General features: G+C 62.0%; 24 protein-coding genes and 1 tRNA gene. 21 read left to right on the plus strand and 4 right to left on the minus strand.

Going from position 1 to position 26406, the window contains the following annotated elements:
* Position 1 precedes the first annotated feature (1 nt).
* Entirely contained in the window at positions 2-550 is a 549-nt protein-coding gene (locus C6Y56_RS00800; protein ID WP_169428328.1) for an NfeD family protein, read from the minus strand.
* 174 nt (positions 551-724) lie between these two features.
* Between C6Y56_RS00800 and C6Y56_RS00805 the strand changes: the two genes are divergently transcribed.
* Both C6Y56_RS00805 and C6Y56_RS00810 read left to right on the plus strand, forming a co-directional pair.
* Positions 725-1186 carry an aminoacyl-tRNA deacylase gene (locus C6Y56_RS00805; protein ID WP_085712631.1) on the plus strand — a complete coding sequence of 154 codons (462 nt, stop codon included), beginning with the start codon at positions 725-727 and terminating at the stop codon, positions 1184-1186.
* A gap of 126 nt (positions 1187-1312) precedes the next feature.
* Complete coding sequence (locus tag C6Y56_RS00810; protein ID WP_169428329.1) at positions 1313-1558, plus strand: DUF2789 domain-containing protein; 246 nt, start codon at positions 1313-1315, stop codon at positions 1556-1558.
* Positions 1559-1567: 9 nt separating this feature from the next.
* On the opposite strand, the gene C6Y56_RS00815 is transcribed toward C6Y56_RS00810, so the two are convergent.
* Positions 1568-1768, minus strand: coding sequence for a hypothetical protein (locus tag C6Y56_RS00815; protein ID WP_169428330.1), 201 nt, complete (start codon positions 1766-1768; stop codon positions 1568-1570).
* Positions 1769-1941: 173 nt separating this feature from the next.
* On the opposite strand from C6Y56_RS00815, the gene C6Y56_RS00820 reads away from it, so the two are divergent.
* The 11 genes from C6Y56_RS00820 (at position 1942) to pgaD (ending at position 16033) form a co-directional block, all read left to right on the plus strand.
* Positions 1942-2370 carry a MarR family winged helix-turn-helix transcriptional regulator gene (locus C6Y56_RS00820; RefSeq protein ID WP_011331882.1) on the plus strand — a complete coding sequence of 143 codons (429 nt, stop codon included), beginning with the start codon at positions 1942-1944 and terminating at the stop codon, positions 2368-2370.
* A complete protein-coding gene (locus C6Y56_RS00825) occupies positions 2367-4430 on the plus strand; it encodes an FUSC family protein (protein ID WP_169428331.1) in 2064 nt (687 codons plus the stop codon). Before C6Y56_RS00820 ends, C6Y56_RS00825 begins: the two co-directional genes overlap by 4 nt.
* Positions 4427-4636, plus strand: a complete 210-nt coding sequence (locus C6Y56_RS00830) for a DUF1656 domain-containing protein (RefSeq protein WP_007957657.1) — start codon at positions 4427-4429, stop codon at positions 4634-4636. Before C6Y56_RS00825 ends, C6Y56_RS00830 begins: the two co-directional genes overlap by 4 nt.
* A complete protein-coding gene (locus tag C6Y56_RS00835; RefSeq protein ID WP_169428332.1) occupies positions 4633-5517 on the plus strand; it encodes an efflux RND transporter periplasmic adaptor subunit in 885 nt (294 codons plus the stop codon). Before C6Y56_RS00830 ends, C6Y56_RS00835 begins: the two co-directional genes overlap by 4 nt.
* Positions 5514-6956, plus strand: coding sequence for an efflux transporter outer membrane subunit (locus C6Y56_RS00840; protein WP_169428333.1), 1443 nt, complete (start codon positions 5514-5516; stop codon positions 6954-6956). Before C6Y56_RS00835 ends, C6Y56_RS00840 begins: the two co-directional genes overlap by 4 nt.
* 93 nt (positions 6957-7049) lie before the next feature.
* Positions 7050-7685, plus strand: a complete 636-nt coding sequence (locus C6Y56_RS00845) for an NADH:ubiquinone oxidoreductase subunit N (RefSeq protein WP_169428334.1) — start codon at positions 7050-7052, stop codon at positions 7683-7685.
* Between the two features lie 200 nt (positions 7686-7885).
* Positions 7886-9397 carry a YdgA family protein gene (locus C6Y56_RS00850; RefSeq protein WP_169428335.1) on the plus strand — a complete coding sequence of 504 codons (1512 nt, stop codon included), beginning with the start codon at positions 7886-7888 and terminating at the stop codon, positions 9395-9397.
* 255 nt (positions 9398-9652) lie between these two features.
* On the plus strand, positions 9653-12136 hold the full coding sequence (gene pgaA / locus C6Y56_RS00855) for a poly-beta-1,6 N-acetyl-D-glucosamine export porin PgaA (protein WP_169428336.1): 2484 nt from the start codon (positions 9653-9655) through the stop codon (positions 12134-12136).
* Between the two features lie 12 nt (positions 12137-12148).
* Positions 12149-14146: a poly-beta-1,6-N-acetyl-D-glucosamine N-deacetylase PgaB gene (gene pgaB, locus C6Y56_RS00860; protein WP_169428337.1), complete on the plus strand. Its 1998-nt coding sequence runs from the start codon at positions 12149-12151 to the stop codon at positions 14144-14146.
* A gap of 1 nt (position 14147) precedes the next feature.
* Positions 14148-15503, plus strand: a complete 1356-nt coding sequence (gene pgaC / locus C6Y56_RS00865; RefSeq protein WP_169428338.1) for a poly-beta-1,6-N-acetyl-D-glucosamine synthase — start codon at positions 14148-14150, stop codon at positions 15501-15503.
* On the plus strand, positions 15500-16033 hold the full coding sequence (pgaD, locus tag C6Y56_RS00870) for a poly-beta-1,6-N-acetyl-D-glucosamine biosynthesis protein PgaD (RefSeq protein ID WP_169428339.1): 534 nt from the start codon (positions 15500-15502) through the stop codon (positions 16031-16033). The genes pgaC and pgaD overlap by 4 nt, the downstream gene beginning before the upstream one ends.
* Here pgaD and C6Y56_RS00875 read toward each other — a convergent pair.
* Positions 16026-17555, minus strand: coding sequence for an FAD-dependent oxidoreductase (locus C6Y56_RS00875; protein WP_169428340.1), 1530 nt, complete (start codon positions 17553-17555; stop codon positions 16026-16028). The two genes, pgaD and C6Y56_RS00875, sit on opposite strands and share 8 nt — an antisense overlap.
* Before the next feature lie 137 nt (positions 17556-17692).
* Here C6Y56_RS00875 and C6Y56_RS00880 point away from each other — a divergent pair, with 137 nt between their 5' ends.
* From C6Y56_RS00880 to C6Y56_RS00900, 5 genes are all read left to right on the plus strand, one after another.
* Positions 17693-18253 (plus strand): YbhB/YbcL family Raf kinase inhibitor-like protein, encoded by a 561-nt coding sequence (locus C6Y56_RS00880; protein WP_169428341.1) that lies wholly within the window; start codon positions 17693-17695, stop codon positions 18251-18253.
* Positions 18254-18339: 86 nt separating this feature from the next.
* Positions 18340-20031 carry a vWA domain-containing protein gene (locus C6Y56_RS00885; protein ID WP_169428342.1) on the plus strand — a complete coding sequence of 564 codons (1692 nt, stop codon included), beginning with the start codon at positions 18340-18342 and terminating at the stop codon, positions 20029-20031.
* A 29-nt stretch (positions 20032-20060) separates the two neighbouring features.
* Complete coding sequence (locus C6Y56_RS00890; RefSeq protein ID WP_243433433.1) at positions 20061-20642, plus strand: RNA polymerase sigma factor; 582 nt, start codon at positions 20061-20063, stop codon at positions 20640-20642.
* Complete coding sequence (locus C6Y56_RS00895; RefSeq protein WP_169428344.1) at positions 20639-21256, plus strand: hypothetical protein; 618 nt, start codon at positions 20639-20641, stop codon at positions 21254-21256. Before C6Y56_RS00890 ends, C6Y56_RS00895 begins: the two co-directional genes overlap by 4 nt.
* Before the next feature lie 20 nt (positions 21257-21276).
* Positions 21277-21555: a hypothetical protein gene (locus tag C6Y56_RS00900; RefSeq protein ID WP_249314362.1), complete on the plus strand. Its 279-nt coding sequence runs from the start codon at positions 21277-21279 to the stop codon at positions 21553-21555.
* Positions 21556-21621: 66 nt separating this feature from the next.
* Here the strand turns inward: C6Y56_RS00900 and C6Y56_RS00905 are convergent.
* A tRNA-Arg gene (locus C6Y56_RS00905) sits at positions 21622-21698 on the minus strand.
* A 445-nt stretch (positions 21699-22143) separates the two neighbouring features.
* Between C6Y56_RS00905 and gabD the strand changes: the two genes are divergently transcribed.
* The 3 genes from gabD to C6Y56_RS00920 all read left to right on the plus strand — a co-directional run bounded on the left by gabD (position 22144) and on the right by C6Y56_RS00920 (position 26405).
* Entirely contained in the window at positions 22144-23586 is a 1443-nt protein-coding gene (gene gabD / locus C6Y56_RS00910; RefSeq protein ID WP_169428345.1) for an NADP-dependent succinate-semialdehyde dehydrogenase, read from the plus strand.
* A 186-nt stretch (positions 23587-23772) separates the two neighbouring features.
* A complete protein-coding gene (gabT, locus tag C6Y56_RS00915) occupies positions 23773-25053 on the plus strand; it encodes a 4-aminobutyrate--2-oxoglutarate transaminase (RefSeq protein WP_169428346.1) in 1281 nt (426 codons plus the stop codon).
* A gap of 140 nt (positions 25054-25193) precedes the next feature.
* Entirely contained in the window at positions 25194-26405 is a 1212-nt protein-coding gene (locus C6Y56_RS00920) for a response regulator (protein ID WP_169428347.1), read from the plus strand.
* The last annotated feature ends 1 nt before the right edge of the window (position 26406 follow it).

The raw sequence follows: 26406 nt of genomic DNA on the forward strand, positions 1-26406 counted from the left end.
ATCACTCTCCGAGCGGTGCCGCGTCAGTCGCGGCCACTTGCAGCAACAAGCCCTTGCGCCCGACTACCCGCACCGGTTGCCCGGCGTGCAGCGGCGTGGCACTCGACACTTGCCAGCGTTCTCCTTGCAATTGCACCCAGCCGTTGCGGGTGTCGCGCGACTCCACCATGGTCACGGCCGTCACGCTGCCGACCAGGCCGGCGTCGCCGCTGACCGGGTGTCGCGGCCGGGTCTTCAGGGCACGAACCAGCAACGCGATCAGCAGCAGTGCGCTGACCAGTCCGAGGCCGATCATCATTGGCACCGGCAGTTCGGCATTGCTCAGAATCAGCGCGCCGATCACGAACATGACAATCCCGGCAAGGCCGATCACGCCGTAATTGGGCAGCAGGCCTTCGGCGATCAGCAAGGTGATGCCCAGGGTGATCAGCCACAGGCCGATCGGGCTTTCGGCCGCAAGTGAGGTGTCCGCCGCCAGGGCCGATCCGCTCAGCAGCATCAGGGCGAACGCACAGCATCGGGTGTTCACGCGACCCTCCGGGAGAGTCATGGGGTTCTCTTATCAGTCTAGTAGAGCCTGCGGCTGGATGAATTTTGATCATTGCGCGGCCTCGCCAGTGGGCGGATTTACCTTCGTTCGCGGCTTGCCGGACTAGACTTTCCAGAACAGGAACAACGTTCATCATCGCTCGCCGCGCAGCGTCGGCGGGCAACGAGGTGCATCATGCGTATGGCAAGAAAAGTGCAAAGCAGCCTGACCCGGGCGCAATGCCAATACGACGTCGTTTCCCATCCGCACTCGAGCAGCAGCCTGGAAACGGCGCGGGTTTCGGGGATCCCGGCGGAGCGGGTGGCCAAATCGGTGATCCTCGACGATCACCACGGGCATTACCTGATGGCCGTGCTGCCAGCCAGCCGCCATCTGGACCTGAGCAAGGTGCGCACCAGCGGCGAGTGGCAGATCACCCGCGAAAGCACGCTCGCTCACCTGTTCGATGACTGCGAACGCGGTGCGGTGCCGCCACTGGGCGATTCCTATGGCCTGGACATGGTCATCGACCCGCTCGTGACCCGGCAGAAAGACATCTACCTGGAGGCCGGCAACCACAACAATCTGCTGCACATGAGCATGCCCGAGTTTCTGAAAATGGTGCCGCATGCGCAGGTGCGGGAGTTGAGTCAGTAGGTTTGCGGCGTTTTTGACGACGCTAATCGCGAGCAGGCTCGCTCCCACAGGTCCTGCGCTGAGCCTGTGGGAGCGAGCCTGCTCGCGAAATTCTTGCATCCACTGAATCTTCAAAGGACCAGAACAATGGAAAACCCGACGCACAGCCTCCCGTCCCTGTTCAAACAACTGGGCCTGGACAACGACCCGGTCAGCATCGATCAGTTCATCGCCGCCCACTCCCCGCTCAAACCCGAACTGCACCTGTGCGATGCGTTCTTCTGGAGCAAGAGCCAGGCGGATTTCCTGCGCGACGAGATTCTCGATGATGCGGATTGGGCGGAGGTGGTGGATCAGCTGGATGTGATGTTGAGGAAAGGGCGGGCGGGATAAAGACAAGACCTAGTCCTTGGCAGTCATAGCTCTCAAGGAAGAGAACGTCGCTTCAACTTCAAGATTGGATAAACCGATTCCGCAGGCCATTGATTCACGAGCGATTCTTACTTTTTGCTCTAAAAATGCCGCGTACGCAGATGTGTCGGGCAGACGTTCAATCGGATGTTGTCCGGAATTCGGGTTCTCGGGCGTGAATTGCGTCGTCATGGTTCAGTGCTCTCGGATGTCGGTGTCGGCGCAGTTTCAGCGAGGAACATTTCTTGTGCTGAAAGCAATTTGTTTCAAAACTTGACTGAATTTCCCCTCAAATGCCATATTGATAGTTAGCAAACTAACAGTGTGTGCATTCCCTCGTGCCGAATAACCTCGACGCTCTCCAGATGAACATCAGCAGTGCCATGGTGGTGGCCGCCAGGCATTGGCGGAAGATCTGCCAGACCACGCTGGTCAACTATGGAATTTCCGAAGCCTGCGCCGTCCCGTTGTTGATGATCGGGCGGCTGGGCGAGGGTGTGCGGCAGGTACAGGTGGCGCAGGCGGCGGGGATGGAGTCGCCGTCGCTGGTGCGTCTGCTCGATCAGTTGTGTCACGCCGGTTTTGTCTGCCGCACCGAAGATGCGCAGGACCGTCGCGCCAAATGCCTGAGCCTGACCGACACCGGCCGTGAGCTGGTGCAAGCGGTGGAGGCGCAACTGGTGCGCCTGCGTCATGAAGTGCTCGAAGGCATCGACCAGCGCGATCTGGAGGCTACGCTTCGGGTACTGAGAGCTTTTGAGGCGGCCACTCCGCCAACGGTGATCAATCCGTGAACGGGTTCTTTTCCGGCATGCCCCCAGCGCGGGACTGGTTCTACGGGATCCGCACGTTCGCGGCCTCGATGATCGCGCTGTACATCGCCCTGCTCATGCAGATGCCGCGTCCGTACTGGGCGATGGCCACGGTGTACATCGTTTCCAGCCCGTTCCTCGGTCCGACCAGTTCCAAGGCGCTGTATCGCGCCATCGGCACGTTTCTCGGTGCAGCGGCGGCGGTGCTGTTCGTGCCGATGTTCGTTCAGAGCCCTTATGTGCTGGTGGTGGTCATTGCGTTATGGACCGGGATTCTGCTGTTTCTGTCCCTGCATCTGCGGACCGCCAACAATTACGCGCTGATGCTGGCCGGCTACACCTTGCCGTTGATCGCCCTGCCGGTGGTGGATAACCCGCTGGCGGTGTGGGACGTGGCCGAATCGCGAACTGAAGAGATCTTTCTCGGTATCGCCGTGGCGGCGGTGGTCGGTGCGATGTTCTGGCCACGACGCCTGGCACCGGTGTTCAACGACGCCGTGGGCAAATGGTTCGCCGACGCCACGACCTACAGCCTGAAATTCCTCAGCCGCGACGTAAATCCCGAAGAAGTCACCGCCCTGCGCATGGCCATGGTCGGCAGTTTCAACAGCCTGGAGTTGATGATCGGCCAGTTGCCGCACGAAGGTGCGCGGCCGCAGACGGTGCGCAACACCAAGGAACTGCGCGGGCGGATGATCCACCTGCTGCCGGTGATCGATGCCCTGGAAGATTCGCTTTACGCCCTCGAACGACGCACGCCGGAACTGGTGGAAAAATTCGCGCCGCTGCTCACCGCCACCCGCGAATGGCTAGGCCACAAAGACGCCGACCTCGAGCGCTGGCAAACCCTGCGGGAACAGCTCGAAGCGTTGCAACCGAGCGCCGAAGCCCTCGAAGATCGCAAACAGTTGCTGTTTTCCAACGCGCTGTACCGTCTCGGCGAATTCATCGATCTGTGGCAGGACTGTCGCAGTCTGCAGGGCGCGATCCTGTGCGAACGGCAGGACAGCTGGCGCGCGGTCTATCGTCACTGGCGCCTCGGCCGCCTGACGCCATTCCTCGACCGTGGGCTGATGCTGTATTCGGTGGCCTCGACCATTCTGGCGATCATCGTCGCCTCGGTACTGTGGATCCTGCTGGGGTGGACCGACGGCGGCAGCGCGGTGATTCTGGCGGCGGTGTCGTGCAGTTTCTTCGCCTCGATGGACGACCCGGCGCCACAGATCTACCGGTTCTTTTTCTGGACCGGGATGTCAGTGCTGTTTGCCAGCCTGTACCTGTTTCTGGTGCTGCCGAACTTGCATGACTTTCCGATGCTGGTGCTGGCATTTGCGGTGCCGTTCATCTGTGTCGGCACCCTGACGGTCCAGCCACGGTTTTTCCTCGGCATGCTGCTGACGCTGGTCAACACCTCGTCGTTCATCAGCATTTCGGGTGCTTACGACGCGGATTTCTTTGCATTCGCCAATTCCAACCTGGCGGGCCCGATGGGGCTGTTGTTCGCGTTTATCTGGACCCTGATCGCCCGGCCGTTCGGCGCCGAGCTGGCGGCCAAGCGCCTGACCCGTTTCAGCTGGAAAGACATCGTCAGCATGACCGAACCGGCCACCCTCGCCGAACACCGGCATCTGGGTGTGCAACTGCTCGACCGCCTGATGCAGCACCTGCCGCGTCTGGCGCTGACCGGCCAGGACACTGGCATCGCCATGCGCGAAGTGCGCGTGGGGCTGAACCTGCTCGATCTGCTCGCCTATACGCCGCGAGTGACGGGCGCGCCGAACGCGTTACTCAAGCAAGTGGTGTCCGAGGTCGGCGAGTATTTCCGTGCCTGCCTCAAGGCCGGTGAACGCTTGCCGGCGCCAAGCGCCTTGTTGATGACCATGGATCGCACCCGCCGTGCGCTCAATGGCCACTGCGAGGAAGAAACCCGACTCAACCTGTTGCACGCCTTGAGCGGTTTGCGCCTGGCGCTGTTGCCCGGCGTGGAATTCGTCTCCAGTGCCGAGCCCGAAGAACCGCTGCCCGAAGGAGCGCCCCTATGATCGGTGATCTGGACATCAGCGGCATTTTCCTGCCGACCCTGCTGGTGTTGATGGGCATCACTTATGTGTTGTTTGTGTTGGTACACGGCGTGCTCACACGCCTGCATTTCTACCGTCTGGTCTGGCACCGGGCATTGTTCAACGTGGCTCTCTACGCCGTGATGCTGTACGGCGTGGATTCACTCAGTCGATACCTGATGACATGAAAAAACCGTTTCTGACCCTCGGTCGCGTCGTCCTGACGCTGCTGATCGTGACTTTCGCCGTCGTCGTGGTCTGGCGCATGGTGATGTATTACATGTTCGCGCCCTGGACCCGCGACGGCCACATTCGCGCCGACATCGTGCAGATCGCCCCGGACGTGTCCGGGCTGATCCAGCAGGTCGAAGTGAAGGACAACCAGTTGGTGAAACGCGGCCAGGTGCTGTTCAGCATCGACCAGGACCGTTTCAAACTGGCATTGCGCCAAGCCAAGGCAGCCGTTGCCGACCGTGAAGAAACCCTCGCCCAGGCCCAGCGTGAAGCCAAGCGTAACCGTGGATTGGGCAATCTGGTGCCGGCCGAACAGCTGGAAGAAAGCCTGTCGAAAGTGGCCCGCGCGCAATCGGCACTGGCCGAAGCGCTGGTGACGGTGGACAGCGCCCAGCTCAACCTCGATCGCTCGGTGATCCGCAGCCCGGTGGACGGCTACGTCAACGACCGTGCGCCGCGCTCGCAGGAATTCGTCACCGCCGGGCGTCCGGTGTTGTCGGTGGTGGACAGCAATTCGTTCCACATCGACGGCTATTTCGAAGAGACCAAACTCGACGGCATCCACATCGGTCAGTCGGTGGATATCCGCGTGATCGGCGACCGCGCCCGCTTGCGCGGGCATGTCGAAAGCATCGTCGCCGGTATCGAAGACCGTGACCGTTCGAGCGGCAGCAACCTGTTGCCCAACGTCAACCCGGCCTTCAGCTGGGTGCGTCTGGCGCAGCGGATTCCGGTGCGCATCGCCTTCGACGATGTGCCGGAAGACTTCCGCATGATTGCCGGGCGTACCGCCACGGTCTCGATCATCGACGATCAGCAGGAGCCCGCGAAATGAGCAGGGCCCTGATGATCGCCGGTCTGGGCGTGATGTTGTCGGCCTGTTCCATGGTCGGGCCGGACTATCACCTGCCGAGTGATGCGGCGATTCAGCGCAAGGATTTCCAGGGCGATCTGGCGGTGGCCGGCAAACCTGTGGTCTCCACTCCCGTGCCGGCGGACTGGTGGCGGTTGTATCGCGATCCGCGTCTGGATCAACTGGTGCAGCAGGCCATGGCCTCCAACACCGATCTGCGGGTGGCGGCGGCGAACTTGTCGCGGGCCCGTGCCCAGGTCGATGAAGCCGAGGCGGCCGGCGGCTGGAGCGGTGGCGTGAAAATGGGTGCCCAGCGCTTGCAGGAATCCGGTCAGGCATTTCTGCTGCCGGAGAAAGTCCCGGTGGCCAACGTCGCCGACATCGGCATCAGCGCGTCTTACCAGTTCGACCTGTGGGGCGTCCTGCAGCGCGGGATCGAAGCGGCGAAAGCCAACGCCGACGCGACCCAGGCCGCTGCCGACACCGCACGCATCACCTTGGTGGCAGACGTGGTTCGGGCCTACACCCAGGTCTGCGCAGCCAACGAAGAACGGGAAATCGCCCAGCATTCCCTCGACCTGCAATCCCAGAGCACCACGCTGATTCAGCGCCTGCGTGATGCCGGACGCGGGGACGAAACCCAGGTCACCCGCTCGCAGACTCAATTCAAGTCCCTGCGCGCCGACCTGCCGCGCTATGAAGCGGCGCGTCAGGCCGGGTTGTTCCGTCTGTCGATGCTGCTGGCCAAACCGGTCGATCAATTGCCGGCCGGCACGGCGACCTGTGCTGAATTGCCGAAAATCGCCCAACTGGTGCCGGTCGGTGATGGCGTCGCGCTGCTCAAACGACGGCCGGATATCCGCCAGGCCGAACGTCGTTTGGCAGCTGCGACCGCCGGGATCGGCATTGCCACCGGCGAGCTGTACCCGGACATCAGCATCGGCGCGACCATCGGCACCGTCGGCATTGTTTCCGACCTTGGTGACCCCTCGACCAACCGCTGGGGCTTTGGCCCGTCGCTGAGCTGGAAGGTGCCGACCAACGGCGCCCGGGCGCGTATCCGCGAGGCCGAAGCTTCGACCCAGGGCGCCTTGGCGCATTTCGACGGGGTGGTGCTCAACGCCATCCGCGAAACCCAGACCGGTCTGGCTCAATACACCGCGCTGCTGCAACGCCGCGACGCCCTGGCCGATGCCGAGCAGTCGGCGAAGCTGGCGGCTGACCAGACTCACCGCTTCTTCCAGGCGGGCCGCGAGTCGTTCCTCGCCGACCTGCAAGCCACTCGCACCTACACCGACGTCACTGCGCAACTGGCCGCCGCCAACACTCAGGTTGCCATGAGCCAGATCGATTTGTTCCTCGCCCTCGGCGGTGGCTGGGAAAGCGGACGAACGCAAGCCTCGAGCGCCAGCAAACCCTGAGGCCGTTGCTATGCTTTGAAGTATTGAAAGGGCGCCCCGAACCAGGCGCCTTTTCAGTGCACATTGCTAGCGCAGGTCTAGGGGAAACCAATAATGAAAAACCCTTACGCTCTCGGCTTCTGGTGCGCCCTGGTCGCACTGGTGCTGCTGTCGGCCACCTATTTCTACGGCATCATGCTGGCTCATCAGATCGACAAGGCGATGGTCTTCCTCGACAGCGCGACCGCGCTGATCGCGGTGATGGCGATCGTGGTGGTGGCCTGGGCATCGGTCCAGGTGCAGCGGCTCAAGAAACGCCAGCTTCAGCAAAGCAAGACGCTGCTGCTGATCTGGGACACCAAAGTCGCACTGCGCAAAGTCGAAACCGTGTTCGACCGCTACTTTTGGGGCAGCTACTGGCAACCGGGACGCACTTTCGCCGAGGTCATGGGCGAACTCACCGGCACTCCGCTGGAAAAAAGCCTCGAAGCCCTGAAAAAACAATGCCTGGCTCTGGACAAACAAGTCGCCGATGACGGCTGGCACTGGTTGAACAATGCCCGTGAATTGTCCGATGTCGCGACCGCCATGGCCCGCGAGCGCTATCAGCTGGATTTCTGCGACCCACGCGGCGACGGGCCGGGCGGGGCGGTGATCGACCGGGATTTCGAGGTGCTGGTGTACACCTGGACCGCACGCCTGAAAAGCTTCGATCATCAGCTCGATGAGATCGAGCTGCAGTATTCCTGACCTCCCAAAAGATCGCCGAACCCGGCGATCTTTTTGTTTGTCCATGTCCCGTGGACACTCTTTAACCTTTAAACATTGGGCCGCCCCGCGCTGCCAGTGCTAATCTCCACCGCTAAATTCAGCGGAGTCGCGCCACGGCCCGGTCACGGGTTCACGGAAGACGACCACACCTTCAGCCACGGAAATCGATCAGGTCATTCATGAATAAATCAGCAGGCGTGCTTCTCGGAATTGTTGTTGCGATCGGCGCCATTAGCGTCGGCGGGGCCTGGTACACCGGCACCAAAATCGAAGGCGTACTGAACAATGCCGTCGCCAATGCCAACAGCGAGTTGCAGACCGCCATGGCCGGCTCCAACGGCAGTGCGTCGCTGGAACTGGTGTCGCTGGAACGCAACACCTTCAGCAGCACCGCGCACTATCGCCTCAAGGGTGAAGGCGAGATGTTCGGCGAAGCGCCGGTCGAGCTGCTGTTCGTCGACCATATCGAGCACGGCCCGCTGCCGTTCTCGCGTCTGGTCTCGCTGAAATGGCTGCCGGTCATGGCCACCAGTCACTATGAGCTGGAAAAGACCCCGATCACCGAGAAATGGTTCGCCGCCACCAAGGGCGCTGCGCCACTCAAAGGTGTGGTCAACATCGGCTATGACCAGTCCACCACTGGCAATATCGAACTGCTGCCGCTGGAAACCGCGCTGGACGACAAGTCGAGCCTGAAGTTTTCCGGCCTGAACATGGACATTTCCGCCAGTGCCCAGGCACAGAAGGTCAAGGCCAACGGCTACATGGACAGCCTGCACCTGACCACCGTGGCTGAAGACCAGGCGCCGGTGCAGATCGAACTCAATGGCCTGACCCTGGCCAGCAACCTCGCCAAGAGCAGCTATGGCTACTACACCGGCGAAAACACCCTGGAACTGACCAGCAGCAAGACTACCTTCGGCGCCAAGCAGTCCGTGCTGGGCGTGAAGAACTTCGAGATGAAGAACCTCACCGAAGAAAACGGCACGAACGCTTCCGGCCGTGCCGACTACAAAATCGGTGAAGTGACCCTCAACGACAAGAAAATCGGTTCGGCCAATCTGGCCATGAGCCTTAAAAACCTCGACATCCCGTCGGCTCTGTCGCTGATGCAGATCTACCAGACCAAGCTGCAGCCATACGAAAAAGCCGCTGCCGAAGCCTCCGCCGCCGGTCTGCCGGCACCGGAGCTGAACCTGACCGAAGCCGAGTCCACTCAGGTCAAGGCTGACCTGCAAAAACTGCTGGCGGCCGGGCCGCAACTGGCGCTGGAAGACCTGTCGCTGAAAACCGCCAACGGTGAAAGCCGTGCCAATCTGGTGCTCGACCTGACCAAGCCACAGTCGATGGACCTGCCGCCGGATCAACTGGGCAAGCAACTGATCGCCCTGCTTGACGTCAACGTGCTGGTGTCCAAGCCGATGCTGGTCGATCTGCTCAGCGTGCAGGCGCAACTCGATGGTCAGACCGATGCCAAAGCCATCGTCGACCAGGCCAGCGCCGGAGCCGACATGTTCGCCGGCATGGCCGTCGGTTCGCAGTTGGCGACCCTGGATGGCACCAACGTTGTCACCAAGCTGCATTACGCCGCCAATCAGGTGGAGTTCAACGGCCAGAAGATGACCGTCGAGCAGTTCGTCGGTTTCCTGATGAGCAAATTCGCTGGTGTCAACGTCAGCCAGGAACAGTAACCCCCTCGCTACACCTCAACGCCCGGCCTTTGCTCCCCGCAAACGCCGGGCGTTTTGCTGTCTGGAATCGGCGTGAGCGGCGTGAGCCAGCGTTTTCGGTCACGAATCTGAACAAATATTGTGTTCTGAATATTGATCTACGCTTGCGTGCAAGACTGCTTGGATAGCTTGGCCAGGTAAATCGACTTGGTCTCCGTTACGAATTGGGCAAGGGGGAGCATTGCTACCCGGCTGGCCATGTAAGGATGCTGACGAATGCCGCGTATTGATGTTCCTGTAATACATCGTGGTTTACGCCCTTTGTTTCGAGTCGCGCTTTGCACTCAGTTGCTCTGGCCGGTGCTCGCGTTGGCCGATACGGCCTACGATCAAATGGTGCTTGATGCCCGGGCAGGGCATTACACGCCCGCGCTGACCGCTTTGCGTCAGGTGCCGCCGGCCCAGGCCACTCCGGGACAGATCAGCGATCACCTGCAAATCGCCAGTTGGGCCGGGCTTGATGCCGAAGTGGTGCAAGTTTACGAGACCCAGGGGCGCGACCGCGCATTGCCGACCCAGGCCCTGACCGCCACCGCTCGCGCCTATCGCAATCTCAAGCGCTGGGATCAGGCCATCGAGGTCTACAACAAGGCCCTGGCGCAGGAACCGAACAACGCCGACCTGCAACTCGGTCTCGCGCTGACCCAGGCAGACTCTGGCAAACCCGATGAGGCCGTGACCCGTGCCAAGGCATTGGTTGCCGCCAAACCCGATGATCCTTCCCGCCGTCTCGCACTGGGCTATGCCCTGACCCGTGCTGGCAAGCAATATGATGCGTTGTTCGAATACGATCAGGCCTTCGCTCGCGCCGGCAGCAAACCGGAAGTCGCCCGTGAATACGTGGTCGCTCTGCAAAAGGCCCGTATGCCCGAGCCGGCGCTGCGCCTGGCCAATCAGCGGCCGGGGCTGATCGATCCGGTGACTCTGCGTCGTCTCGAAGGCGATCTGGCTGCCGAGCGGGTGCGCCTCGCCGAATTCGCCACCCGCAGCGAAAAAGAACGCTACGTGATCGCCGACCGCGCACTGGCCGACTACGACAAGCTGCTCGCCACCTGGACCCCGGATGCCGGCGCCCACGACGACGTGACCCGCTGGCGCATCGACCGCATGGGCGCGCTCAAGGCCCGTGCGCGTACGGCCGACGTCATTGCCGAATACCAGAAACTGCAAGGCGAAGGCGTGAAGATTCCGACCTACGCCCTGCGCTGGGTGGCTGCTTCGTATCTGGATCAGCGTCAGCCCGAGGTCTCCACTGACCTGTATCGTCAGGTGCTCTCGGCGCCGGACGCCGATGCCGGCGATCGCCTCGAAGACACCACCGCGCTGTATTACTCGTTGCTGGAAAGCGACCGTGTCGAGGAGGCGCGCAAGGTCGCCGAAGATCTGGCCAAAAACGAGAAACCGCGCGTCGAACTCAAGGGCTTGCCGATCGGTAACCCCAGCGACGACTGGATGGACGCGCAACTGCTCTCGGCTCAGGCTGCCGGCACCTACGGCGCGGACCTGCCCCATGGCGAGGATCGCTTGCAGACGCTGGTCGATCAGGCGCCGGGCAACGTCGGCCTGCGCCTGTCCCAGGCCGATCTTTACCTGGCGCGACAATGGCCGCGCCGCGCCGAGAGCCAGCTCAAGGAAGTCGAGAGCATGGTGCCCCGGGACATGGGACTGGAGGTGGCTCAGGCCCGAACCGCCATGACGCTTCAGGAATGGCGGCAGATGGATGCGCTGACCGACGACGTCGTGGAGCGCTTCCCGGACAACCGCCAGGTGCAGCGAGCGGCCCGCGAGCGTGAAGTGCATGACATGTCCGAATTACGCGTTGAAGCCTACGGCGGCAAGGCCAATGGCGGCAGCGGTGGCAATGCCGGCGCGGTCAGCGGCAGCCGGGACTTCGGTATCCAGAGCACGCTCTACAGTCCGCCGATCGATGAGGACTGGCGCGTGTTCGCCGGGGTCGGTTATGCCACCGGTGACTTCGCCGAAGGCACCGGCAACCACCGCTTCCAGCGTGTCGGTCTGGAGCGGCGCACCCGCGACATGACCCTTGAAGCTGAAGTCTCCAACCATTCCTACGGTTACGGCGACAAGCAGGGCGCCCGCCTGGCGATTGCCCGGGACATCAATGACAACTGGCAGTACGGCGGCAGCCTTGAATACCTGTCGGCGGAGACCCCGTTGCGGGCGCTCAACAGCGACATCAAGGCCAACGGCGGCAGCGGTTTCATCCGCTGGCGCGCGAATGAAAGCCGCGAGTGGAAACTGTCGGTCAGCCCGTCGCATTTCAGCGACGGCAACAACCGTGTCGAAGCCTTGCTGACCGGCCGCGAAGGCGTCTACAGCACCACCCACGTGCAGGTCGACGCCGGTCTGGAAGTCAGCACCAGTCATAACTCCAAATCCGAAGACGTGCCGTACTTCAACCCGAAGGCGGACTTCAGCGTGATGCCGACGGTCAACGTCAACCACGTGCTCTACCACCGCTACGAAACCTCCTGGAGCCAGCAATTCCAGGCCGGTGCGGGTACGTACAGCCAGCGTGATCACGGCACCGGCGGCATGGCGATGCTCGGCTACGGCCAGCGTTATGCCTGGAACGACGTATTCGAGGTGGGCGGTTTGTTCAGTGTGATCAACCGGCCCTACGACGGTGACCGGGAAACCGATCTGCGTCTGCTCGTCGACCTCACTTTCCGCTTCTAGAAGAGTTTGAAGATGCCTTTGATTTCGCGTTTCATCCTTCTGCTGGGAGTGCTGCTGGTCAGCGCCTGCGCCCAGCAAGCCCCGGCCTTCGCGCCGCCGTCCGAGCGTCCGCTGGCGGCCAATGAAAAGCCCTGGCCGAAAAACCACGTGCTGGGCATTGCCTACCACGACGTCGAAGACCGTGATCCCGATCAGGCCGTAGTGGCCGTGCGCACCGAGCGCATGATCGAGCAGCTGGCCTGGCTGCGGGAAAACAACTACAAGCCGGTGACGGTCGATCAGATCATGGCCGCGCGCAAGGGCGGGCCGGAACTGCCGCCCAAAGCGATCCTGCTCAGCTTCGACGACGGCTACGCGAGTTTCTACACCCGTGTGATGCCGGTGCTGCGCGCCTACAACTGGCATGCGCTGCTGGCGCCGGTCGGGGTCTGGATCGATACACCGCTGAATCAACCGGTGGATTTTGCCGGCGCCATGCGCCCGCGTTCCGACTTTCTGACCTGGGATCAGGTGCGAGAAATTTCGCAATCGGGCCTGGTGGAAATCGCCGCCCACACCGATGCCAGCCACAAAGGCATCCTCGCCAACCCGCAAGGCAACATGCAGCCGGCCGCCGCAACCCGTCGCTACGATCCGGTGACCAGGCGCTACGAATCCGAAGCGCAATTCCAGGCACGGATTCGCACTGACGTGGCCACCATCTCAGAGAAAATCCGCAAGGCCACCGGTAAAAAACCACGAATCTGGGTCTGGCCCTACGGGACGGCGGACGGTACTTCGCTGACCGTTGTCAGCGAGCAGGGCTACGAAATGGCCCTGACCCTCGACGACGGTCTCGATGCCCTCGACAACCTGATGAGCAGCCCACGTTTTCTCGTGGCCTCGGACCCGGATGGCGAGCATTTCGCCAACAGCATCGTGGCCGTGCAGTCGGATTTCGCCATGCGCGTGGTGCACGTGGATCTGGACAACGTCTATGACCCGGATCCGGCGCAGCAGGAGGTCAATCTCGGCAAGCTGATCCAGCGCATGTCCGACATGGGCGCCAACACGGTGTTCCTGCAAGCCTTCGCCGATCCGCAGGGTGATGGTCTGGTGCATTCGCTGTACTTCCCCAACCGTCATCTGCCGATGCGCGCCGACCTCTTCGACCGCGTCGCCTGGCAGCTGCGTACCCGGGCCCACGTGAAGGTGTTCGCCTGGATGCCGGTGCTGAGTTTTGCGCTGGATTCGACATTGCCGCGGGTCACGCGCTGGGATCCGAAGACCGGCACTACCGCTGTCGATCCGGATCAGTACAAGCGGCTGTCACCGTTCGACCCCGAGGTGCGGCGGATCATTGGTGAGATCTACGAAGACGTGGCGCGCCTGACCTCGGTGGACGGCATTCTCTACCACGATGACGCCGTGCTGTCGGACTTCGAGGACGCCAGTCCCGAGGCCTTGAAGGCTTATGCCGCCCACGGTCTGCCGGGCTCGATTGCCGCCCTGCGTGATGATCCGGCAGCTATGCAGCGCTGGACGCGATTCAAGAGCCGCTACCTGATCGACTTCACCAATGAACTGACCGCCAAGGTGCGGGCGATCCGTGGCCCGCAGGTGCTCACCGCGCGCAACATCTTCGCCGAGCCGATTCTCAATCCCGGGAGCGAAGCGTGGTTCGCGCAGAACCTCGACGACTTCCTTGTGAGCTACGACTGGACGGCGCCGATGGCCATGCCACTCATGGAAAAGCAGACCCCTGCGCAATCCGGCCCGTGGCTGGAAGAACTGGTGGCGAAAATCAAACAACGCCCCGGTGCGCTGGATCGCACGGTGTTCGAATTGCAGGCACGGGACTGGACGAAGAAGGATCAGGCCGACATCGACGGTGCGCAACTGGCCGACTGGATGGGCCGCCTCAAGCGTCAGGGCGCCACCAGTTTCGGTTACTACCCGGACAACTTCCTCGAGAACCTGCCGGACCTGAAAACCGTGCGGCCTGCGCTCTCCAACAAATGGAACCCATGACATGCTGGATAGACTGCTGGCCCTGCTGGTTCTGGCGATTGTCCTCGGCGTACCGCTGGGGCTGATCTTCCTGGTCACCGGGCAATTCCTGATGGACTTCGTGTTCTTCTACCCGCTGTTCATGTCCGGGTTGTGGATTTCCGGTGGCCTGTACTTCTGGCTGCACTGGGAACGGCACTGGCCTTGGAAAGACGACACCCTGCCGCCACCGCTGGAAGGCGAACCGCTGATTTCGATCCTGATCCCTTGCTACAACGAGGGCGACAACGCGGCCGACACCATTCACGCGGCGCTGGCGCAGCATTACCCGAACATCGAAGTCATCGCGATCAACGACGGTTCCAAGGACAACACCGCGCAAGTGCTGGATGCGCTGGCCAAGGAAGATCCACGGCTGCGCGTGCTGCACCTGGCGGAAAACCAGGGCAAGGCCGTGGCACTGCGCATGGGCGCCATCGCGGCGCGCAGCGAATATCTGGTGTGCATCGACGGTGATGCGTTGCTGGCGCCGAACACTGCCGCTTATCTCGTGGCACCGATGCTCGACAACGCACGACTGGGCGCGGTGACCGGCAACCCGCGGATCCGCACCCGTTCGACCCTGGTCGGGCGGGTTCAGGTGGGCGAGTTTTCGTCGATCATCGGGCTGATCAAACGCACCCAGCGGGTGTTCGGGCGGATCTTCACCGTGTCGGGTGTGATCGTCGCGTTCCGCCGTACGGCGCTGAACCGGGTCGGCTACTGGAGCCCGGACATGATCACCGAAGACATCGACATCAGCTGGAAGCTGCAACTGGACCACTGGAGCATCTTCTACGAGCCCCGCGCCCTGTGCTGGATCCTGATGCCGGAAACCCTGCGCGGTCTGTGGAAGCAGCGCCTGCGCTGGGCCCAGGGCGGCGCCGAGGTGCTGTTCAAGAATATTCGCGGGATCTGGCAGTACCGTCACCGTTACCTGTGGCCACTGCTGTTCGAATACTGCCTGTCGACCGGTTGGGCATTCACCTTCCTGTTGTCGGTCATCTTCTGGGGCGTCGGCAAGTTCGTGGTCATGCCCGAAGCGATTGCGGTGGACCACCTGATGCCACCGGCATTTACCGGGCTGTTGCTGGCCTTCGTCTGCCTGGTGCAGTTCGCGGTCAGTATCGTGATCGACCGACGCTACGAGCCGGGTCTGGGCAGAACCATGTTCTGGGTGGTCTGGTATCCGTTGGTGTTCTGGTTCATCAGTCTGCTGACCACGCTGGTCAGCTTTCCGAAGGTGCTGTTCGGCCAGCATCAGAAGCGTGCGCGCTGGGTCAGCCCGGACCGGGGCATCAAACCGGCGGGCGACGACGAAGAGGAGATCATCAAATGAAAATCATCCGGACCCGCCAGCGGCCATTTCTGGTGGTGATCGATGTGATCCTCACCGTGCTGGCCTGGGTCGGCCTGCTGTATCTGCTGGTGCGCGGGCTGTGGCCGCTGATCGAAACCCATGCCGGTGGCCCGCGCATCGATCATTCGGCGTTCGAAGCCCTTGGCACCTTGCAGATCTATCTATGGGTGGCGCTGGTCAACGCCATCATCCTGATTTCCTGGGCCCGCTATCAACAACGCAAAAGCCGCAGTTTCGCCCAGCGCCGGCTGGCTGCCCCGGTGGTCGACGATGACGGTCTGAGCAAAAGCTTCAAGCTGTGCGATGACCGCCTGCAGAAGCTGCGCAGCCCTGGCGTCATCACCATCCACAACAATCAGGACGGTGACGTCAGCCACGTGGTGCCGCACCTGTGGCCGGTGGAGCCAGCCGAACTGCCGCCACCGCTGGCTCCACTGGAGCACCCACGGGTGATCTTTCTGCACGCCGAGGACGACGATAACCGCGAGCCATCGAACCGGCTCAACTGACCGCGCGAATCAGCCGCCATGCCTCTTCCATGGGCAGCGGCTGTTTCATGCGTTCGGCCAGCAACGCCATTGCGCGCTCCTGCTCGCACGCCACCGCAGCCACCACCAGGCCGTTGGCGCCGAAGAGTCCGATGAAGGGCGGCTGTTCGGGGTCGCCCATGAATTCGATGGCGTCCCACTGCCCGGCTTGGCCGAGATAGTCGTAGTTGCGGCCAAAGTGCCAGGTCCAGAAATACGGCACGTCGAGGTAATGCTCGTCGGCGCCGAGCATGTTGGCGGCGGCGATCCGCGCGTGTTGCTGGGCCAGGCGCCAGTGCTCGATGCGCCGCGGCTGGCCGTTCAACGGGAACGTGGCGATATCGCCGATGGCCCACAGGTTGTCGGTGACGCCCATACCGGCATCGACTCGAATCGATTGGTCATTCTCCAGTGGCAATGATGCGAACGCCTCGGTTGCCGGGCGCACACCAATTCCCGCCAGCACCAGATCCGCCGAAAGACGCAGGCCATTATCGAGTAGCACCGCCTCGACCTTGCCGTCACCGGTGATCTCCCTGGCTGGGTGATCGACGATGAATTTCACCCCGTTCTCTTCGTGGAGGGCGCGGATTGCCTTGCCCACGGCTTCACCGAACTGTGCCACGAAGGGAATGGCGTGGCGCGCCAGCACCGTGACGTCGAGACCGTGCTGGCGCAGCGCCGAAGCACATTCGAGGGCGATGAAACTGTCACCGATGATGACGGCACGCTGTCCCGGCCGTGCAATTTTCATGATCTGTTCGGCGTGGGCCCTGGAACGCAGGACAAACACCTGCGGCAGGTCGGCACCGGGCAGCTCCAGAGCATTGGGCGTCGCTCCGGTAGCGAGTACGGCGGCGCTGTAGTTCAGCGTCCGGCCATCGGCAAGATGCAGGGTGCAGGTCTGGGCATCGAGCGCGATGACTGTGCCAGACACGCGATTGACGTGTTGTTCGCGGTAGAAGTCATCATCGCGCAAGGGCGGGATTTGCTGTGGCGGTGTCTCTCCCGACAGGACAAATTTGCTCAATACCGTGCGGTCGTAGCCGGCGTCCGGTTCGCGGTCGATCATCACGATCTGTCCGCCAAAGCCTTTCTCCCGCAGAGCGACGGCGCACGCCGTTCCTGCAGCGCCGGAACCGACAATGACAAAGCTTCGCTGATCGTCCAGCCCGGGGACATGGGCATCCGGCAGTGGTTGATCATCAACCCAGACTTCATCACCACGCAGTTCCAACGGATACCGCTTGAGGCTGTCCAGGGCCGGTGGCTCGCACAGGGCGCCGTCCTCTGCGCGAAAGGCAGCCTTGTGCCAGGGACAGATCAGTCGCCCATGACACAAGGCGCCTTCCGCCAGCGGCGCCCCGGCATGTGGGCATTCGCCCTGAAAGGCGCGCAACTGGCCGGCGACGCTCAGCAGGACAATCTTGCAGTCGCCGATCTGTACTTCAAGGCCACGGTCTTGCGCAACATCGGCGAAACGGGCGACACGGTGCAGGGACATGGTCGTGCTCCATGGGGTGTTTCTCATACGAGTTTGGCCCGGATCGCGAGGTTCATCCATTTCCCACTGCCACGGCACGAACGGTACGGCTATAGTTTGCAGGCCGACGAAGGCCCAACTGCACAAGGTGCTCCCGGATGACCCGATTGACCTCTCTCAACCCTTGGCTGGCGGCCGTTGCCGTCGCCCTTTGCGTGCAGTTCCCGGCGCAGGCCCAGGAGCGCTTCACTCTCAGCATTCCCGGTGTTTCGGACAATCGTCTGTTCACCGCAGCGGCGGCCAGCGATGCCGCCGGTTGCGGCGGCAAGAACCTGTCCCCGGCGCTGAGCTGGAACGCCGGCCCCGCCGCGACCCAGAGCTATGCCATCGTGATGCACGATCCGGACGGCCAGAAAGGCATGGGCGTCGATCACTGGGTTCACTACGGCATCAAGGCCACAACCCGGCAGATCCCGGCCGGCAGCGGCACCAGGCCGACCTTCGAAGGGCTGGGCGGTACCAACAGCAAAGGCACGACCACCTATGTCGGCCCCTGCCCGCCGACCGGCGACAGTGCCCACCACTACATCATCCAGATCTACGCCCTGGACCTTGCCCCCCACGCCTTGCCGGCCGGTCTGACCCGCGCCCAGTTGCTGGAAAAGATCAAAGGCCATGTGCTGCGCAACAGCAGTGCGGTACGGCGTTATCACCGCTGAAAAATATTCGGCGGCGTTTAACCCGAACTGAAAGGGCTGCCCGTCTCAGAGGTTGAATGATCAATTCTTCCTCGAGGTCAGCCCCCATGTTCCTTCCTTCGACGCTTCTGCGACCCTTGGCTGCCGGTGTGCTGTTGGCCGTCGCCGGTTGCGGTGTTTCCTCCGGTCCGGAATCGGTCGCCGTACCGCCACCGGCACAGCCCGAATCCAGCCCTGCGGTACAGCACGAAGCGGTCGTGGCCGATCGCGCGATGGCCAAACGCAGCGTGCTTGCGGCGCCGATGGCCAGTTTTGCTCCGATGCCGGCCGGGGAAAGTTATCCACAAGGCTATCGCGCCGAGCAGCACGAACAGTATGCCCACCTGGCTGATAACCCGATCCACAGCGTTGCCGAAACACCCGTCTCGACCTTCAGTGCCGATGTGGATACCGGCGCCTACGCCAACGTTCGCCGTCTGCTCAATCAGGGACGCCTGCCGCCGGAGGGCGCGGTGCGGCTGGAGGAGATGGTCAATTATTTTCCCTACGACTACGCGCTGCCCGCCGACGGCTCGCCTTTTGGCGTGACCACGGAACTGGCGGCCACCCCGTGGAATCCGCACACCCGTTTGCTGCGCATCGGCATCAAGGCATCTGACCGCTCGGTGGTGGAGCTGGCGCCGGCCAACCTGGTGTTTCTGGTGGACGTGTCCGGTTCGATGGATCGCCGTGAAGGGCTGCCGCTGGTCAAAAGCACTTTGAAACTGCTGGTCGATCAATTGCGCGAGCAGGATCGCGTGTCGCTGGTGGTCTATGCCGGTGAATCGCGGGTGGTGCTGGAGCCGACTTCCGGGCGGGAAAAGGCGAAAATTCGCACCGCCATCGAGCAGTTGACCGCAGGAGGTTCGACCGCAGGTGCTTCCGGCATCGAACTGGCCTACCAGATGGCGCAACAGGCGTTCATCCCCAAAGGTATCAACCGCATCCTGCTGGCCACCGACGGCGACTTCAACGTCGGTGTCAGCGACTTCGACAGTCTCAAGCAGATGGCTGTGGATAAACGCAAGACCGGTATTTCCCTGACCACCCTGGGTTTCGGTGTGGATAACTACAATGAACACTTGATGGAGCAACTGGCGGATGCCGGTGATGGCAACTACGCCTACATCGACAACCTGCGCGAGGCGCGCAAGGTGTTGGTGGATCAGTTGGGTTCGACCCTTGCCGTGGTGGCGAAAAACGTCAAATTGCAGGTGGAATTCAACCCGGCGCAGGTCAGCGAATACCGGCTGCTTGGCTACGAAAATCGCGCGCTCAAGCGTGAGGATTTCAGCAATGACAAGGTCGATGCCGGTGAAATCGGTGCAGGGCACACGGTGACGGCGCTGTATGAAATTGTCCCCGCAGGCGAGGAGGGCTGGCTGGAGCCGCTGCGCTACGGTAAGTCGGAGCCGGCTGTTTCCGGGAAGAACGGAGAATTGGCGATGTTGCGTGTGCGATACCAAAAGCCGGAAGGTGGGAAAAGTCTGCTGATCGAGCGGCCGATTGCCAGTCAGGTTGCGCCCGCCTGCGAAGACCTGCGTTTTGCTGCCGCCGTCGCGGCGTTCTCCCAGCAATTCAAGGACGGTCGCTACACCGGCGATTTCAGCTTGAAGGACACCGAAGCCCTGGCCCGAGGTGCCCGTGGCGATGACCGTTTCGGCCTGCGCAACGAATTCGTGCAACTGGTGGAACTGGCGCAAAGTCTGCGGACTTCGACCGCATTCAATGCGTTGCCGACCGAGCGACGGATTGAATAGTGAGTCGCCTGAAGGGGTTCATCAGCCAGCTGTTTGCCAGCGCAGACAGCCTTGAGGCCAGCAGCGACGAATCGCTGCTGGCCCGATATCGCGAGGGCGAGGGCAAGGCGTTCGAAATCCTGTATGCCCGTCATCGCCAGGGCCTGTACCGGTTTCTGCTCGGGTTGAGCGGCAAGCCGGAGCTGGCCGAAGAGGTGTATCAGGAAACCTGGCTGAGCCTGATCCGCAGCAGCAGTCAGCCACAAGGCCGGGCGACTTTTCGTACCTGGTTGTTCCAGATTGCCCGCAATCGCCTGATCGACCACTGGCGCAAGCACGGCGCCCATCAGCCGTTGCATGACAGCTACGACGAGCAGACTCATGCGGTCAGCGATGAGGCGAGCGACCCCGAACAACTGCTCAGCCTCAGCCGCGACAATCAGCGCCTGGACAGCGCCCTGCAAACCCTGCCTGCCGACCAGCGCGAAGTGTTCCTGCTGCGCGCCCACGGCGACCTCGATCTGGCACAAATCGCCAGCCTCACCGAAACACCGCTGGAAACCGTCAAGAGCCGCTTGCGCTACGCCCAGCAAAAACTGCGTCGGCTGCTGGCCGAGGAGGTACTGACATGACGGACGCCCGCCAGACACCCGAAGAGCAACTGCTCAAGCATTACCGCGAGCAACAGAACGGCGAGCCGCCGGGAAATCTCGACGCGCTGATTCTTGGCGCCGCCCATCGCCAGGCCTCTGCAGCGAAATCCAGCCCGTGGCAGCGCTGGCTCAAGGCCTGCCAGACACCGCGTTACCAGGTGGCCTTCGCCAGTCTGGTGGGCATCGCGCTGGTGCTGTCGCTGGTACAGCGTGCCCCGGAACCTGTGGCCCATTACGATTTCGCCCCTGCTGCCAAACCAGCCGCACCGCTGGCCCGCAAGGAGGCTATCGAGTCCCGGACATTGTCAGCCCCAACGGGCGCGCTGTCCGCACCTGCACCTGAACCTGCTCCGATGACGGAAATGGCCGCGCCGATGCAAAGTGAGTCGATCAGCGCCGACAGGGCAGACGAAGCCAAAGCCAGCAAACGCGCTGCCGCCCCGGCCAATGGCCTTGACGAGCAACTGCGCGAAGTCCTGCGTCTGCGCGAATCCGGTCAATCGCAAGCGGCCGACGCCCTGTTCAATAACCTGCACAAACGCTACCCGGACGTGAACCTCGACATCCGACTCGAACAAATTCGCCAGAAGTGACCGATTGATGACCCAGCCATTTGGCATTGCCCCGCAAAAACGCGCACTATCGGGGCATTGCCGATGCGCTGGAGGATGCCGTGGCCCAAAAAATCGACCGCATCGCCCAAATGCTCAACTGCCCGGTGAAGGGTGAGGAACTGCGGCGAGCCGTGACCGAGAGTCGTAAGGAGTTTCTTCTGGCGAAGCAGGCAGAAGAGGATCTGCAGGAGGACGTTCTTGATGATGAGTGGATCGAGGACGAAGAAGACGATGAAGACGATGAAGAATACGACGAGTTTGACTGGACGACGGAGTGATTCGCCAACCAGCATCCACAAAAAAGCCTCAGACCTTTCGGCCTGAGGCTTTTTCGTTTCTGTTCATGGCGCACCAGGCGGGATTCGAACCCACGACCCCTGCCTTCGGAGGGCAGTACTCTATCCAGCTGAGCTACTGGTGCAGCGGGCGACATCATACCTAGGTCGGCTCGGGGCGTCCATGCCGGGTTTTGGCGTGGTTTGTCAGTGCAAGTGTCGGTTGGAAAACCCTGCATTCCATAAAGCTGTAACGTCCTGCAAAAGGCTCGCTTGGCGCTTTGGAGAGGCTGTTCTATGGTTTCCCTGCGATCGGGGCTGTTTGTACGTTGATCCGAAATGTTCAGCAATTACGGCGTTTTTGTTCTTTTTTTCGAACGAACTATTGTCCTTTAACCCCTTTGATCCTAGGATCCGTTTGAGATTTCAAACGCTCTTTGATCGGGTGCCGAGCCGCACGTGTTTGCAACCGTGCACTATTCAGGTGCTTGAGCCCGGTGAATGATTTCCCTGACGGCAGCCTTGCGAGGCGCCTTTCTACAATCATAATTTTGCTCCGCGCTGGCCGCGGTGCTGTTAAGGAAAGCCGACATGCAGCTTAAAGACACCCAGTTGTTCCGCCAGCAAGCCTTTATCGATGGCGCTTGGGTCGACGCGGACAGCGGTCAGACGATCAAGGTCAACAACCCGGCCACCGGCGAGATTCTGGGCACCGTGCCGAAGATGGGCGCTGCCGAAACCCGCCGCGCGATTGAAGCCGCTGACAAAGCGCTGCCGGCCTGGCGCGCACTGACCGCCAAGGAGCGTGCAGGCAAACTGCGTCGCTGGTTCGAGCTGATGATCGAGCACCAGGACGACCTCGCTCGCCTGATGACCCTCGAGCAAGGCAAACCACTGGCCGAAGCCAAGGGCGAAATCGTTTACGCCGCTTCGTTCATCGAGTGGTTCGCCGAAGAAGCCAAACGCATTTACGGCGACGTGATTCCCGGCCACCAGCCTGACAAGCGCCTGATCGTGATCAAGCAACCGATCGGCGTGACCGCCGCCATCACCCCGTGGAACTTCCCGGCGGCGATGATCACCCGTAAAGCGGGTCCGGCCCTGGCCGCCGGTTGCACCATGGTGCTCAAGCCGGCTTCGCAAACCCCGTTCTCCGCTTTCGCCCTGGCCGAACTGGCCCAGCGCGCCGGCATCCCCAAAGGTGTGTTCAGCGTGGTGTCCGGCAGCGCCGGCGACATCGGCAGCGAACTGACCAGCAACCCGATCGTGCGCAAACTGTCCTTCACCGGTTCGACCGAAATCGGCCGTCAGCTGATGTCGGAATGCGCCAAGGACATCAAGAAAGTTTCCCTGGAACTGGGCGGCAACGCGCCATTCATCGTGTTCGACGATGCGGACCTGGATAAGGCCGTCGAAGGCGCGATCATTTCCAAGTACCGCAACAACGGCCAGACCTGCGTCTGCGCCAACCGTCTGTACATTCAGGATTCGGTCTACGACGCGTTCGCCGAGAAGCTGAAAGCGGCCGTCGCCAAACTGAAGATCGGCAACGGTCTGGAAGAGGGCACCACCACGGGTCCGCTGATCGACGAGAAAGCTGTGGCCAAGGTGCAAGAGCATATCGCTGACGCCGTGGCCAAAGGTGCCACCGTGCTGGCCGGCGGCAAGCCGATGGAAGGCAACTTCTTCGAGCCGACCATCCTGACCAACGTGCCGAAAGACGCGGCTGTGGCCAAGGAAGAAACCTTCGGTCCGCTGGCGCCGCTGTTCCGCTTCAAAGACGAGGCCGAAGTGATCGCGATGTCGAACGACACCGAATTCGGCCTGGCTTCCTACTTCTACGCTCGCGACCTGGGCCGTGTGTTCCGTGTGGCTGAAGCGCTGGAATACGGCATGGTCGGCGTCAACACCGGGCTGATCTCCAACGAAGTCGCACCGTTCGGCGGGATCAAGGCCTCGGGCCTGGGCCGTGAAGGCTCCAAGTACGGCATCGAAGATTACCTGGAAATCAAATACCTCTGCCTGGGCATCTAAGCCTCGGTAGAAGATCGCTGTAAACGCAAAGGGCACGAGAGCGCTGTCCCTTTGCGTCGTTTCAAACCGGAATTTTCTCTGCGGCCGGGAACGCCGTGGCAGTCGATCATCGCATGCTGCCACCGCCGATTCCTCCCGCTTTATCCTTGAACCACGCCGCCCGATGAGCGGCGAATGAGGACTGTAATGAGCAAGACTAACGCTGAACTGATGGCCCGTCGTACCGCAGCTGTTCCACGTGGTGTTGGCCAGATTCACCCGATTTTCGCCGAGTCCGCGAAGAACGCGACCGTGACCGACGTTGAAGGTCGCGAGTTCATCGACTTCGCTGGCGGTATCGCTGTACTGAACACCGGCCACGTGCACCCGAAAGTCATCGCCGCCGTGACCGAACAGTTGAACAAACTGACTCACACCTGCTTCCAGGTTCTGGCTTATGAGCCGTACGTTGAGCTGTGCGAGAAAATCAACGCTCGCGTACCGGGCGACTTCGCCAAGAAAACCCTGCTGGTGACCACCGGTTCCGAAGCCGTTGAAAACGCCGTGAAAATTGCTCGTGCAGCCACTGGCCGCGCTGGCGTGATCGCCTTCACCGGCGCTTATCACGGTCGCACCATGATGACCCTGGGCCTGACCGGTAAAGTCGTGCCTTACTCGGCCGGCATGGGCTTGATGCCAGGCGGCATCTTCCGCGCGCTGTACCCGAACGAACTGCACGGCGTGAGCATCGACGACTCGATCGCTTCCATCGAGCGCATCTTCAAGAACGACGCCGAGCCGAAAGACATCGCCGCGATCATCATCGAGCCTGTACAGGGTGAAGGTGGTTTCTACGTTGCGCCGAAAGAATTCATGAAGCGTCTGCGCGCCCTGTGCGACCAGCACGGCATCCTGCTGATCGCTGACGAAGTGCAGACCGGCGCTGGCCGTACCGGCACCTTCTTTGCCATGGAACAGATGGGCGTTGCCGCCGACCTGACCACCTTCGCCAAATCCATCGCTGGCGGCTTCCCGCTGGCCGGTGTCTGCGGCAAGGCCGAATACATGGATGCCATCGCCCCGGGTGGCCTGGGCGGTACCTATGCCGGTAGCCCGATTGCTTGCGCCGCGGCCCTGGCCGTGATGGAAGTGTTCGAAGAAGAAAAACTGCTGGACCGCTGCAAGGCTGTCGGCGAGCGTCTGGTCACCGGCCTGAAGGCCATCCAGGCCAAATACCCGGCAGTGATCGGTGAAGTGCGTGCCCTGGGCGCGATGATCGCGGTCGAGCTGTTCGAAAACGGCGACAGCCACAAGCCGAACGCTGCGGCAGTGGCATCGGTGGTGGCCAAGGCGCGTGACAAGGGTCTGATCCTGCTGTCCTGCGGCACCTACGGCAACGTTCTGCGCGTTCTGGTTCCGCTGACGGCGCCGGACGAGCAACTGGACAAAGGTCTGGCGATCATCGAAGAGTGCTTCTCGGAGCTGTAAGCCGTAGCACCGTGTAATCGGATCGACAAAAAACCCGCTTCGGCGGGTTTTTTCATGCCCGGGAAACACTTGTGCGGTTTTCAGGTTGTACCGAAACGTCAGCATTGGCTAAGGTTCAAGCATTGCAAGGGAGGGCGCGCATGACGGCCGTCGATTTACCCGCTGTACCCCGAGTGCTGATTGCCGAGGCCGACCCCTGGTCTCGTGACCTGCTCAAACAAGTGTTGCTGAATGTGCGCTGCGATGCGCGGCTGGACCTGTGCGCCGATGGCAAGGAGGCAATGACGCTGCTCAGCGAAGTGCCCTATGACCTGGCGATCGTCGATTGGGAGTTGCCCGGCGTCGATGGCTTGAGCGTGTTGCGCAGCGTTCGCCAGCGCAAACGCAATCCGCCGCTGCCGTTCATTCTGATGAGCAGTCGCAACGACAGCGCCAGCGTGCGCGAAGCCTTGCCGCTGGCGCCGACCGCCTACCTGGCCAAACCCCTTAACATGGAAAGTCTGACCGAGCGTTTACAGGGACTGCTGCTGAACGCCGGCGAAGAAGTGTTCTGCGAAGTGCCGGCGCTGGCGCCGGGCATGACCCTCTCGGTATTCCTCGAACGTCGCCGCGAGCAGGCCGACGGCGCGCCGTTGATGACCGACGTGCAAGTGGCGGTCAAGCGCAGCCTCAACCCCAACGGGCTGGATCTGAAGCTGCTGGAGGAGGAAATTCGCACCGATCCGCAAATCACCGCTGTGTTGATCGCCGCCGCCAACAGCGCTGCCCAGCACCATGGCGCGCCGGTGCAAACCCTGGCGCAGGCGTTGCATCGTCTGGGTACCGGGCAAAGCATGAACTTGATCCTTGGCCTTGCACTCAAGCGCAGCGCCCGACTCAGCGACCCGTGCCTCGCCGATTACGCCGAGCGTTATTGGGGCCTGTCGCTGCACACCGCCGAGTACGCTCGCACGCTGGCGCGTCTGCTCGATCTGGATCAGGAGCGCTGCTACTGCGCCGGGATGCTCCATCGTCTCGGCGATCTGGCGCTGCTGCGTTGTCTGCAGGAGTGGAAGCAGGCCGGCGGCGAGCTGGATGAGCTGGAGGAGGTCGGCGATGCGCTGGCGGAGTTCGGTGCGGCGTATGGCTCGGCGCTACGCACCCGCTGGCGCCTGCCGCTGGAGCTGCGTGAGCTGATTGCCTCGGCCTACCAGCTCGGTGGCGGGGTGTATTCCCGCGAGGCGCTGGTAATGAACATGGCGGCGCAGATGGCCCGGCTGACCGAGCACGAGGGCGTCGAGGAACTGGCGAAGAGCCGTACGGCGCGGTTGCTCAAGATCGGCTTGCCGGAGCTGATGCGGATGCGCAAATAGC

This window comes from Pseudomonas fluorescens (assembly GCF_012974785.1).
In the GTDB taxonomy this organism is placed as follows: Bacteria; Pseudomonadota; Gammaproteobacteria; order Pseudomonadales; family Pseudomonadaceae; genus Aquipseudomonas; species Aquipseudomonas fluorescens_BT.